At 50.6% G+C, this 12,097-nt stretch carries 10 protein-coding genes; 3 read left to right on the top strand and 7 right to left on the bottom strand.

Features of this window, described 5'->3' with window-relative positions:
• Positions 1–5 precede the first annotated feature (5 nt).
• The 4 genes from F4V61_RS11370 to F4V61_RS11350 form a co-directional block, all read right to left on the bottom strand.
• Entirely contained in the window at positions 6–953 is a 948-nt protein-coding gene (locus tag F4V61_RS11370) for a LysR family transcriptional regulator (protein ID WP_000534917.1), read from the bottom strand.
• 279 nt (positions 954–1,232) lie between these two features.
• Positions 1,233–2,360 carry a molecular chaperone DnaJ gene (gene dnaJ / locus F4V61_RS11365; protein WP_001119027.1) on the bottom strand — a complete coding sequence of 376 codons (1,128 nt, stop codon included), beginning with the start codon at positions 2,358–2,360 and terminating at the stop codon, positions 1,233–1,235.
• An 85-nt stretch (positions 2,361–2,445) separates the two neighbouring features.
• The gene (gene dnaK, locus F4V61_RS11360; protein ID WP_000516119.1) at positions 2,446–4,362 is read right to left on the bottom strand and encodes a molecular chaperone DnaK; all 1,917 of its coding nucleotides are present in this window, start codon (positions 4,360–4,362) and stop codon (positions 2,446–2,448) included.
• A gap of 534 nt (positions 4,363–4,896) precedes the next feature.
• On the bottom strand, positions 4,897–5,418 hold the full coding sequence (locus tag F4V61_RS11350; RefSeq protein ID WP_000737972.1) for a recombinase family protein: 522 nt from the start codon (positions 5,416–5,418) through the stop codon (positions 4,897–4,899).
• 49 nt (positions 5,419–5,467) lie between these two features.
• Between F4V61_RS11350 and satP the strand changes: the two genes are divergently transcribed.
• Positions 5,468–6,034 carry an acetate uptake transporter gene (gene satP / locus F4V61_RS11345; RefSeq protein WP_024132020.1) on the top strand — a complete coding sequence of 189 codons (567 nt, stop codon included), beginning with the start codon at positions 5,468–5,470 and terminating at the stop codon, positions 6,032–6,034.
• An 82-nt stretch (positions 6,035–6,116) separates the two neighbouring features.
• Here satP and mog read toward each other — a convergent pair whose 3' ends face one another.
• Positions 6,117–6,707, bottom strand: a complete 591-nt coding sequence (gene mog / locus F4V61_RS11340; RefSeq protein WP_080160918.1) for a molybdopterin adenylyltransferase — start codon at positions 6,705–6,707, stop codon at positions 6,117–6,119.
• A 508-nt stretch (positions 6,708–7,215) separates the two neighbouring features.
• Complete coding sequence (gene tal, locus F4V61_RS11335; protein ID WP_000130176.1) at positions 7,216–8,169, bottom strand: transaldolase; 954 nt, start codon at positions 8,167–8,169, stop codon at positions 7,216–7,218.
• A gap of 268 nt (positions 8,170–8,437) precedes the next feature.
• Here tal and F4V61_RS11330 point away from each other — a divergent pair, with 268 nt between their 5' ends.
• Both F4V61_RS11330 and yaaA read left to right on the top strand, forming a co-directional pair.
• Complete coding sequence (locus F4V61_RS11330; RefSeq protein WP_024132021.1) at positions 8,438–9,868, top strand: alanine/glycine:cation symporter family protein; 1,431 nt, start codon at positions 8,438–8,440, stop codon at positions 9,866–9,868.
• A 78-nt stretch (positions 9,869–9,946) separates the two neighbouring features.
• On the top strand, positions 9,947–10,720 hold the full coding sequence (yaaA, locus tag F4V61_RS11325) for a peroxide stress protein YaaA (RefSeq protein ID WP_000906168.1): 774 nt from the start codon (positions 9,947–9,949) through the stop codon (positions 10,718–10,720).
• An 89-nt stretch (positions 10,721–10,809) separates the two neighbouring features.
• On the opposite strand, the gene thrC is transcribed toward yaaA, so the two are convergent.
• The gene (thrC, locus tag F4V61_RS11320; RefSeq protein WP_000781093.1) at positions 10,810–12,096 is read right to left on the bottom strand and encodes a threonine synthase; all 1,287 of its coding nucleotides are present in this window, start codon (positions 12,094–12,096) and stop codon (positions 10,810–10,812) included.
• Position 12,097 lies beyond the last annotated feature (1 nt).

Here is a 12,097-nt window from a genome sequence, read left to right as displayed (position 1 = left end):
GAGTATCAGCGACGGAAGGAGGAAAGTGTTTGTAACATACCTACCATCTCATTAATGGCCGATATATTTCTACTATTTTTATTCCAGGAGGCATAAACCTGAATTGACTTAAAAGCTAGCTCGGGTGGAGGCTGAATAAATTTAATAGCATATCTACGATGATTTTTATAGAAAAGTGCTAATTTTAAAGGCATCAACGCAATCAACGAGGTTCTTTCTATCATGCTCATTAAACCGTTAAGCGAATCACTGCGATAGCCTACAATACGCTTGCTGGTATAATACCGTTCATCCTTCAATAATTGGCTATCATGATATATCACCGAAACTCCCATACCCGGCTGATATAATGCATGACGCGAAGAATAAAAATGATGTAGCGATAGCTGCGACAGAGTACTCAGCATATGTTTACTGCTACAGATACAAACAAATGTTTTGAAACTATCAATGACTTGATTCTCAATGCCGGATTCCAACAAAGGTTCAGCGCCAATCAGCAGATCGCCTTGCGCCGTAAACAGAAGCTCACTGATGCGCTCCCGGCTCATATTTCTGACAGAGAAATGATTTATCAAAATGCGGTCGAAAATGTCGCTGTTATTGATCTGAGAAAGGTAATAGCTTTCAACAATATCACTGCCTAATAGTGTAATCTGGAATGCTTCATCTTTTTTGCTCTTACTGAGAAATGTGTCATCCACTAGTTTCATCACCTGACTGAAATTTTGGTGAATGTCGACAGCCTTAGCCGTGGGGATGAGCCCGCCTTTCCCTCTGCTAAACAGCTCTTCCGGGTAATAACTCTGCAAGCGCTTCAACGCCAGAGAAACGGCAGCCGGCGTAATGCCTAACTTTTTTGCCGCCATAGCCGCATTTCCTGACAAAATAACAGCGTCAAGAACTTTGATCAAATTATAATCAAAGCTTTTGTTGGCACCTTTCGATCCCATTCGCTATCTGCCTCCGGAAACTAAAAAAAGCAATATAGATAATACTCAAGATAAATCAATTCACCGCATCTAAAAAAGCAATCATTAATAGCACCATATAACGTTTTTTTAAAAATGGGTGTATGCAAACCTACTGATTAACATCAATTTGTTTATCAGTAAAAACAAAATATCAACAAATGAGAGAGTATGATGTATTTAGCAGAAGCCCGGGCGCATAAAGGCAGAAAAAAGCCCGGATAAACACCCGGGCTGAAGAAAAATACAAAGGAAAAGCGGTTAGCGAGTCAAATCATCAAAGAATTTTTTCACGCCATCAAAAAAGCTTTTTGAACGCGGGCTGTTTTTCTCTCCCGTCGGGCCACCAAAACTTTCCTGAAGATCTTTTAGCAATTGTTTCTGCTTTTCACTCAGACCAACCGGCGTTTCAACTACCACGCGGCACAGCAAATCGCCCTGTGAGCCACCGCGTACGGACTTCACTCCTTTCCCACGCATACGGAACAGCTTACCTGTTTGCGTTTCGCTCGGTACTTTCAGCTTCACGCGACCATCTAACGTCGGCACTTCGATTTCACCACCCAGCGCAGCCATCGCAAAGTTGATCGGCACTTCGCAATAAAGATTATTGCCTTCACGCTCGAAAATAGGGTGTTGTTTCACCTGAACCTGAACGTACAAGTCGCCCGCCGGTGCGCCATGCTCGCCCGCTTCGCCCTCGCCTGCCAGACGAATACGGTCTCCGGTGTCGACGCCCGCCGGGATCTTAACGGACAGGGTTTTACTCTTTTCAACCCGCCCATGACCGTGACATTTATGGCACGGATCTTTGATCAGCGTACCGCGTCCCTGACAGTGCGGGCAGGTCTGCTGGACAGCAAAGAATCCCTGCCGCATCTGCACCTGACCTGAACCATGGCAGGTCGGACAGGTTTGCGGTTGTGTGCCAGCTTTCGCGCCGCTGCCGTGGCAAACGTCACACTCTTCAAGTGTCGGGATACGGATCTCTTTGGTCACGCCACGCACAGCTTCTTCCAGGGTGAGATCCATGTTATAACGCAAATCAGCCCCACGCGCCGCACGTTGGCGACCGCGTCCGCCGCCAAAGATATCGCCAAAAACGTCACCAAAGATATCGCTGAAATCAGCGCCACCATTAAAGCCGCCGCCCATACCGCCTTGTTCAAACGCGGCGTGACCGTACTGATCGTAGGCTGCGCGTTTTTGCGCATCGGTCAGCACTTCGTAGGCTGCTTTAATCTCTTTAAATTTAGCTTCAGCCTCTTTATCACCCTGGTTGCGGTCCGGATGATATTTCATGGCCAAGCGCTTGTACGCCTTTTTGATTTCACGCTCTTCCGCTGTTTTGGAAACGCCTAAAACCTCGTAGTAATCTCTTTTCGCCATCTCTTTTTATCTGCCCTTAACATGCATGCACGGGCGGAGAGGAAACCTCTTCGCCCGTGCCAGTAATTACCCGTTCAAAGGGCGATTATTTTTTATCTTTTACTTCTTCAAACTCAGCGTCGACAACATCGTCGTCTTTCGCGTTGTTTGCAGAAGCGTCAGCGGAGCCAGCCTGCTGCTGCGCATGTTGCTGCTGAGCGATTTCCATCAGCTTCTGAGAAACCTGCGCCAGTTCCTGCATTTTGGCTTCGATAGCGGCTTTATCTTCGCCTTTCAGGGCGGTTTCCAGCGCGCTCAGTGCAGACTCAATAGCGGTTTTATCATCAGCCGGCAGTTTATCGCCTGCTTCTTCAACCTGCTTACGGGTGCTGTGCAGCAGATGGTCGCCCTGGTTGCGGGTCTGAACCAGCTCTTCAAACTTACGGTCGGATTCAGCATTCGCTTCCGCATCACGAACCATTTTCTGAATTTCTTCCTCGTTCAGACCAGAAGACGCCTTGATGGTGATCTTCTGCTCTTTACCGCTGTTTTTATCTTTCGCGGATACGTGCAAAATACCATCAGCATCAATATCGAAGGTGACTTCGATCTGCGGCATACCGCGCGGCGCCGGGTTGATGCCATCCAGGTTAAACTGCCCCAGAGATTTGTTATCAGACGCACGTTTACGCTCACCCTGCAGCACATGGATGGTTACCGCAGACTGGTTGTCTTCCGCAGTAGAGAACACCTGACTGTGCTTGGTTGGAATCGTGGTGTTTTTGGAGATAAGCGGAGTCATCACGCCCCCCATCGTTTCGATACCCAGAGACAGCGGGGTAACGTCCAGCAACAGCACGTCTTTCACATCACCGGTCAATACGCCGCCCTGTACCGCAGCACCGATAGCGACAGCTTCATCCGGGTTAACGTCTTTACGCGGCTCTTTACCAAAGAACTCAGCCACTTTTTTCTGCACCATTGGCATACGGGTCTGACCGCCAACGAGGATAACGTCGTTGATATCGGATACGGACAGGCCAGCATCCTGTAGAGCGACTTTCAGCGGCTCGATAGAACGGTTCACCAGATCTTCAACCAAGCTTTCCAGTTTCGCACGGGTCACTTTGATGTTCATGTGTTTCGGACCGGTGGCATCTGCGGTGATGTACGGCAGGTTCACGTCGGTCTGCTGCGCAGAAGACAGCTCAATTTTTGCTTTTTCTGCGGCTTCTTTCAGGCGTTGCATCGCCAGCGGATCGTTACGCAGGTCAATGCCCTGATCTTTCTTAAATTCGTCAACGAGATAGTTGATTAAACGGGTATCGAAGTCTTCGCCGCCCAGGTGGGTATCACCGTTGGTCGCCAGAACTTCAAAGGTTTTTTCACCGTCAACTTCGTCGATTTCGATAATGGAAATATCGAAGGTACCGCCGCCGAGGTCGTATACCGCGATAGTACGGTTTCCGACTTCTTTATCAAGACCATAAGCCAGCGCGGCGGCAGTCGGTTCGTTGATGATACGTTTTACTTCCAGCCCCGCGATACGGCCAGCGTCTTTGGTTGCCTGACGCTGAGCATCGTTGAAGTATGCAGGTACGGTGATAACCGCTTCAGTTACCGGTTCACCCAAGTAATCTTCTGCCGTTTTCTTCATTTTCTTCAGCACTTCGGCAGAAATCTGCGGCGGCGCCATTTTCTGACCTTTCACATCAAGCCATGCGTCGCCGTTATCAGCTTCGATGATTTTGTACGGCATGATAGAAACGTCACGTTGAACTTCTTCGTCCTGGAAGCGGCGGCCAATCAGGCGTTTAATCGCAAACAGAGTGTTTTGCGGGTTTGTCACTGCCTGACGTTTAGCCGGCTGACCAACCAGAGTTTCACCATCCTGGGTATAAGCAATGATAGAAGGCGTAGTGCGATCGCCCTCGGCGTTCTCCAGCACGCGTGCCTGCATTCCATCCATAATCGCTACACAAGAGTTGGTAGTACCCAAGTCGATACCAATAATTTTACCCATCTAAACGTCTCCACTAAAATTCGGTCATCATGTGGTTGTGAATCTGTAATAAGGGCGAAACATGCAGTTTCAACTACCCTGAATCGTTTTTTTTCAGACTCACCACTGCGGTTGACTACAAGATGGGGTCGTAACCCACGTCATCAAGGGGGAGATGAAAAATTTTTTTATTAACGAGAGGGAGCGTCGGAAAAATGTGCAGATAAATATTCATCAAAAAAATTAAACAACGAATATTATTCATATTAAAATTGTAATAAAAAGAAAAGATTACAAAAATGAATCGTTGTCACAAGCAGAGTATAATAGACGGTAATTGCTTATTGAGCCCGTCAAAGAGAAATTCCATGCGATCTGTGTTAACGATTTTCGCCAGCCTGCTTCTCGGCATGGCGTTAAGTTCTGGTCAACAACCAGCTGAGCGGATTCGCGTTTAAACTCTGCGCTGAAATTTCTTTTTTTCATTGGAGCACCTGTGTTGTTCTGAGGTGAGCATATCACCTCTTTTCAGGTGGCCAAATTCAGTGTGCCACTTCAGCCTGCACTTTTTATGTTCGTAGGTTGCCCCGATTTATGCCGTTCAATCAGCTTCAATGTGGTATCAAAGGCACGTTTTTGCTTAGTCAGCGACTCTTCATTTGCCCGGCTGAACAAGAAGAGTGACATCATTAAATCGTGAACATTGTTACTAACACTCTCCTCCGTATAGGTTTTCCCATCCATGCCAGTAACAATTGTCAAGCCCAACTTTAACAAGCTGGTGAATAGATTCAGGGCCGTCATGACGTCTTGTCTGGTTAAGCGGTCGAGGTTCTCAACATACAACCACGAATCAGATGGAATAACCCCAGCTTTGACAGCGTTAATGAATCCATAAAATTCACCTCGTGTGGTATTCTTGCCGCGAAACGCAGAGACGCCCGCATCAAGGATCTGGACGTACTCCAAACCATGAATTGCAGCGTATTGTTTCGCTTTTTCAGTCTGGCGCTCCAGGGACGTGTTCCCTGTCTGTTTGTCAGTAGACCAACGTATATAGGAATAAAGTTTTTTCATGGCTAACACAGAAAATAATAAACATTCTGAGAGCATCACCTTTTCGAACTTGGGCAACACTAAGTTGGCTAATCCGGCGCCGCTGGGTCTGATGGGCTTCGGCATGACCACCATTCTGCTTAACCTGCACAATGCAGGTTTTTTCGCCCTGGACGGTATTATTCTGGCGATGGGGATTTTCTATGGCGGTATCGCGCAAATTTTTGCCGGTCTGCTGGAGTACAAAAAAGGCAATACTTTTGGTTTAACGGCCTTTACCTCTTACGGTTCGTTCTGGCTGACGCTGGTCGCTATCCTGCTGATGCCAAAAATGGGACTCACGGACGCGCCTGACGCCCAGCTTCTCGGCGCCTATTTAGGTCTATGGGGAGTATTCACGCTGTTTATGTTCTTTGGTACGCTGAAAGCCGCCCGCGCGCTGCAGTTTGTTTTCCTGAGCCTGACCGTACTGTTCGCTCTGCTGGCGGTCGGCAATATTACCGATAATGAAGCGATTATTCATGTCGCTGGTTGGGTAGGTCTGGTTTGCGGTGCCAGCGCTATTTATCTGGCGATGGGTGAAGTACTCAACGAGCACTTTGGCCGTACCATCCTGCCAATCGGCGAGGCGCACTAAGTCTCTTTTATTCCTCCCGTACAGGGAGGAATAACGCTGATCTGCCCTACCTGAGGGCGCTTCGCTTATTAGTATCACCCAATCAGGCCGATATATTCTCACGCCTTGCGCTTTTCGGGCGGAAAGAGGCGACCACTTCCGGCGCAGTTTCGACATACGGCCCGTCCAGCAACTGTACACAATACGGCACACTCGCAAAAATCCCCGGCACGATAACGCTACCATCGTCCGCTTTTACGCCTTCCAGCGTTTCTTTGATCGATTTTGGCTGCCCAGGCAGATTAAGGATTAACGCCTGTTTACGGATAACACCCACCTGGCGGGAAAGAATAGCGGTCGGCACAAAGCGCAGGCTAATCTGGCGCATCTGCTCGCCAAAGCCTGGCATTTCACGGTCGGCGATGGCAAGGGTCGCGTCCGGCGTGACATCGCGGCGCGCCGGACCGGTGCCGCCAGTGGTCAGAACCAGATGACAACTCATTTCATCGACCAGTTCACACAACGTCTGCTCGATAATTTCCTGTTCATCAGGAACTAAGCGCCGCTGGACTTCAAAAGGCGTGGTCAGTGCGCAAGCGAGCCACTCCTCAAGCGCTGGAATGCCTTTATCCTGGTAAACGCCGTTTGAAGCGCGGTCGGAGATAGAAACTAAGCCAATACGTAAGGTATTCATGATTATTCCGTTAAAACTGTCGCATTATGCAGAATCATACACGCGAATGGACAGTAATACTAAACCCCCGAACAGGTAAGCCATTGGTTATTCCGGGGCGCGCCGCAAAACCCAAAAGCCAATTCACGATTCGCTATAGCGCCGGAAGCGATGGCAGCCTGCGCACAAATACTTCCAGGGAGGGCCGGATATGCGAAAAAACAGGACACCTATACCGAGAGATACAGGATGCCCGCGCATTGCTGTTTGAAATGGCGCAGCGCGCGCCTCAGTATGGAGACGAACCGAGGACGTTAGCAGAACAACTGAAGCAGGAAGGTTGTATTGAAGGGATGCAAACTGGCGAACGTGAAGCCTCATGTACAATGGCCCGGACAATGCTGGAAAAGGCATCCCGGAAACCGATGTCATTGACATGACCAGCGTTAGCGCAGAAGAACGATCTTCACTATAAAAAATAGCCTGCTCTCAACCAGAAAGCAGGCTATTAACATGCAACCCGGCGGTATTACAGCAGATCGCCGATCATTTTTTCCAGTTTTTCCTGGTCTACCGCAAATTTACGGATACCATCCGCCAGTTTGTCAACCGCCATTGGGTCCTGGTTATGCTGCCACAAGAATTCGGCTTCGGTAATGCGTTCCGGACGCGCTTTGACTTCGCCGGAGAAAGAGAGCTTACGCTCAATCGCCCCTTCGCTTTCCGCCAGCTCTTTCAGCAATGCCGGCGCGATAGTCAGACGATCGCAGCCCGCCAGCTCCAGAATTTCGCCTACGTTACGGAAGCTTGCGCCCATAACGACGGTTTCGTAACCATGTTGTTTGTAGTACTCGTAGATTTCCGTTACAGAAACCACGCCCGGATCTTCGGCTGGCGCATAATCTTTCTTGTCGGTATTGGCTTTATACCAGTCAAGGATACGACCCACGAACGGCGAGATCAGATAGACGCCCGCTTCGGCGCACGCACGCGCCTGCGCAAAGGAGAACAACAACGTCAGGTTACAATTGATGCCTTCTTTTTCCAGTTGTTCGGCTGCGCGAATGCCCTGCCAGGTGGACGCCAGCTTGATCAGAATACGATCGTTGCTGATGCCCGCATCATTGTAGAGCTTAATAATACGTTTTGCTTTGGCGATAGACGCTTCGGTGTCATAAGACAGACGCGCGTCAACTTCGGTAGAAATACGCCCCGGCACCAGCTTCAGAATTTCCAGGCCAATATTCACCGCCAGCTTATCGGTCGCATCAACAACCTGCTGCGCGCGATCGCTGCTCTGCTGTTTCGCCCAGGCGACAGCATCGTCAATCAGCTTACGATATTCCGGAATTTGCGCTGCGTTAAGAATGAGAGAAGGGTTAGTTGTCGCATCCTGCGGCTGGTACAGCTTCATTGCCGCGATATCTCCGGTGTCGGCCACTACGGTGGTGAACTGACGAAGGGAGGTCAATTTGTCCGTCATGATAGTGTTTCTCTTTAAACAACTTGTTAGGGGATGTAACCGGTCTACCATGATGATAACACGACGCACTCACAGCGCAACCGCCTACATGCACCTGACGGCCCTTCAGGATTGATTGCGTATCTTCTGACGGTTTATGCGCAATTAAAGGTTACCGCCGGATTTATGGTAAACTTCCATTAATATTAACCTAACAAAGTCATCTACATAATGGGCCACGCTTATACAGGATTATAAAAGCGTGCCGGCATCAACAAGAGGGATGTTAATGCCTGAGTTTTTCAGTTTTATTAACGAAGTACTCTGGGGCTCGGTAATGATTTACCTCCTGCTCGGCGCAGGATGTTGGTTTACCTGGCATACCGGATTCATTCAGTTTCGTTATATTCGCCAATTTAGCCGTAGCCTGAAAGGCAGCTTTAGCCCGCAGCCAGGCGGCCTGACGTCATTTCAGGCGCTGTGTACCAGCCTCGCGGCGCGGATTGGCAGCGGTAATCTTGCCGGCGTGTCGCTGGCTATCGCCGCAGGCGGTCCCGGCGCGGTCTTCTGGATGTGGGTCTCGGCCATCATCGGCATGGCGACCTCCTTCGCCGAGTGTTCGCTTGCACAGCTTTATAAAGAACGCGACCCGGCGGGCCAGTTCCGCGGAGGCCCAGCGTGGTATATGGCGCGCGGGCTCGGTATGCGCTGGATGGGCGTGGTGTTCGCCCTCTTTCTGCTCGTCGCCTACGGGGTGATTTTTAATAGCGTGCAGGCTAATTCCGTCTCACGCGCGCTCCATTTTGCCTTCAACATTCCGCCGTTTATCTCCGGCATTGTTCTGGCGTTCTGCTTGCTGTTAATTATCATTCGCGGCATAAAAGGCGTCGCGCGCCTGATGCAGTGGCTGATTCCCATTATCGCGTTATTGTGGATCACCAGCAGCGTGTTCATTTGCCTCTGGCATATTGAGCAAATGCCCGAAGTTATCGCCTCAATAGTCAAAAGCGCATTTGGCTGGCAGGAGGCTGCGGCAGGCGCCGCCGGATATACTCTCACTCAGGCTATTACCTGTGGTTTTCAACGAGGGATGTTCTCTAATGAAGCGGGAATGGGTTCAACCCCTAATGCGGCCGCTGCGGCGGCATCGTACCCACCTCATCCTGTCGCGCAGGGCATTGTGCAAATGATAGGCGTATTTAGCGATACTATTATCATCTGTACCGCCAGCGCGATGATTATCCTGCTGGCGGGGAATCATACATCCCACTCGTCAACGGAAGGCATTCAGCTTATCCTGCACGCAATGGTTTCGCTGACCGGCGAATGGGGCGCCAGTTTTGTCGCGCTTATGGTCATTCTGTTCGCCTTCAGCTCCATCGTCGCCAACTATATATACGCCGAAAACAATCTGTTTTTTTTGCGGTTACATAACGCAAAGATGATCTGGCTGTTACGCCTTGCGACAATTGGCATGGTCGTCGCCGGGGCGCTACTTAGTTTTCCGCTGGTATGGCAGCTCGCTGACGTAATCATGGCCTGTATGGCTATTACCAACCTGACGGCGATTTTACTGCTCTCGCCGGTGGTGCATACCCTCGCCAGAGATTATCTGCGGCAACGGAAACTGGGCGTAAGGCCGCAGTTCGATCCGCAGCGTTTCCCGGATATCGAGCCCCAACTGGCGCCAGATACCTGGGATGCGTCATTACGCGATTAAGCCGACAATCGCAACCATCGGTCAACTCTGTGGCGTTTTTTTGCTAAAGTCGCAGAAAATTACCTGCAAGGACTGAATATGCTGATTCTGATTTCACCTGCAAAAACGCTTGATTATCAAAGCCCGCTGGCCACGACCCGTTATACCCAGCCGGAGCTGTTGGATCACAGCCAGCAGCTTATTCACCAGGTCCGCCAGCTTTCAGCGCCGCAAATTGCCAGGCTGATGGGAATTAGCGACAAACTGGCGGATCTCAACGCTACGCGTTTTCATGACTGGCAGCCCCATTTTACGCCGGATAACGCGCGTCAGGCGATTCTGGCGTTTAAAGGCGATGTTTATACCGGCCTACAGGCGGAAACGTTCAGCGACGCGGATTTTGATTTTGCCCAACAGCATCTGCGAATGCTCTCTGGCCTGTATGGCCTATTGCGTCCGCTGGATTTAATGCAGCCTTATCGTCTGGAGATGGGGATTCGCCTGGAGAATCCCCGCGGCAAAGATCTCTATCAATTCTGGGGTGATATCATTACCGATAAGCTCAACGAGACGCTTGCGTCGCAGGGCGATCGGGTAGTGATTAATCTGGCCTCCGAGGAATATTTTAAATCGGTGAAGCCGAAGAAACTGAACGCCGAACTGATTAAACCCGTGTTCCTTGATGAGAAAAACGGCAAGTTTAAGGTGATTAGCTTCTACGCCAAAAAAGCACGCGGACTGATGAGCCGCTTTATTATTGAAAACCGCTTAACGAAGCCGGAACAGCTTACCGCGTTTAACAGCGAAGGGTATTTCTTTGATGAAGAAACCTCCACACAAGACGAGCTGGTCTTTAAACGCTACGAGCAGTAACAACATTGCCAGATGGCGGCTCCGCCTTATCCAGCCTACAGATAGATGCCACCAAGCCCGGTAAGCGATATCTCCACCGGGCACAACGGTTATTGGCGGGCCATCATCAGCTTACGTAGCGCGGCAAAATTCGCAGGCAGATGATGTGAAAGCAGCGGCAGATCGGCGCGTTCGGCGAGCGCTTCAGGCAAGGCCAGCGTTTCTCCCAGAATGGACTCCACGCTCTCTTTAAACTTCGCCGGATGCGCCGTTCCGAGGAACAAGCCATACTCACCCGGGTTTAGCTGGTCGCGTAATGCCCGATACGCTACCGCCGCATGAGGCTCCGAGGTATAGCCTTTCGCTTTCAACTCGCACATCGTCTGTTGTGTCGTGGCGTCATCTATCGCCGCATAGCCCAGCTCAGTCAGACGCCAGACCTTACGGCGGAACAGCTCCTCCACGCGCGGCCAGTTATTCGGCTGGCTGACATCCATCGCATTCGACAGAGTCGCCTGCGTCGCTTTTGGCGCCCACTTCCCGTCACGCAGGAAACGCGGTACCGTGTCGTTGACGTTAGTGGCGGCGATAAAACGTTTCACCGACAGCCCTAGCGACTTCGCCAGCAGCCCTGCCGTCAAATCACCAAAGTTACCGCTGGGTACGGAGATCACCAGTTGGTTACGCGCCCCCTGGGGCAATTGCGCCACCGCTTCAAAGTAGTAGCAAATTTGCGCCAGCAGGCGGCTGATATTAATAGAGTTAGCCGAATTCAGCCCCAGCGTCGTTTTCAGCTCTTCATCATCAAATGCCTGTTTCACCAGCGCCTGACAAGCATCAAAATCGCCGTCGATCGCAACAGTTTCAATGTTACCACCCAGCGTACAGAACAGTTTTTCCTGCAACGGGCTGATCTTGCCGCGCGGATAGAGAATGACGACCCGCACATTTTCCAGACCATAGAACGCGTGAGCAACCGCTGCGCCAGTATCGCCTGACGTTGCGGTCAGAATCGTCACCGGTTTGTCGCCGCTGATATGCGTCAGCATTTGCGCCATAAAACGCCCGCCGAAATCTTTAAACGCCAGCGTCGGGCCGTGGAATAACTCCAGGCAACCGACATCGCTTTCCACCTGCGCGACCGGCGCCGGGAAAGCAAACGCCGCGCGGATGCGCTCTTCCAAAATCTCCTGCGGTATTTCATCGCCAATAAATGCCGAGAGGATCTTTGCGCTACGGCTGACAAAGTCCTGGTTGAGCATCTCATCAATTTCCGTCAGGCTAAACTCCGGCAGGTCGTGTGGGAAAAAAAGTCCTTGCTGTTTGCCCAGTCCTTGCGTGACGGCCTGCGCAAAGCTGACCTGCTCATTATGGTCTTTCAGATTATAGAGTTTCATC

The sequence above is a fragment of the Salmonella enterica subsp. arizonae genome, from assembly GCF_008692845.1.
Taxonomy (GTDB): Bacteria; Pseudomonadota; Gammaproteobacteria; order Enterobacterales; family Enterobacteriaceae; genus Salmonella; species Salmonella arizonae.
Note: the sequence above shows the minus strand (reverse complement) of the source record. Positions and strands in the feature narration are given on the sequence as shown.

Bases quoted from the DNA above. Each gene is read 5' to 3' on its own strand.
- F4V61_RS11370 (WP_000534917.1), bottom strand. From the start codon at position 953: ATGGGATCGAAAGGTGCCAACAAAAGCTTTGATTATAATTTGATCAAA.
- dnaJ (WP_001119027.1), bottom strand. From the start codon at position 2,360: ATGGCGAAAAGAGATTACTACGAGGTTTTAGGCGTTTCCAAAACAGCG.
- dnaK (WP_000516119.1), bottom strand. From the start codon at position 4,362: ATGGGTAAAATTATTGGTATCGACTTGGGTACTACCAACTCTTGTGTA.
- F4V61_RS11350 (WP_000737972.1), bottom strand. From the start codon at position 5,418: ATGAAAAAACTTTATTCCTATATACGTTGGTCTACTGACAAACAGACA.
- mog (WP_080160918.1), bottom strand. From the start codon at position 6,707: ATGAATACCTTACGTATTGGCTTAGTTTCTATCTCCGACCGCGCTTCA.
- tal (WP_000130176.1), bottom strand. From the start codon at position 8,169: ATGACGGACAAATTGACCTCCCTTCGTCAGTTCACCACCGTAGTGGCC.
- F4V61_RS11330 (WP_024132021.1), top strand. From the start codon at position 8,438: ATGCCTGAGTTTTTCAGTTTTATTAACGAAGTACTCTGGGGCTCGGTA.
- yaaA (WP_000906168.1), top strand. From the start codon at position 9,947: ATGCTGATTCTGATTTCACCTGCAAAAACGCTTGATTATCAAAGCCCG.
- thrC (WP_000781093.1), bottom strand. From the start codon at position 12,096: ATGAAACTCTATAATCTGAAAGACCATAATGAGCAGGTCAGCTTTGCG.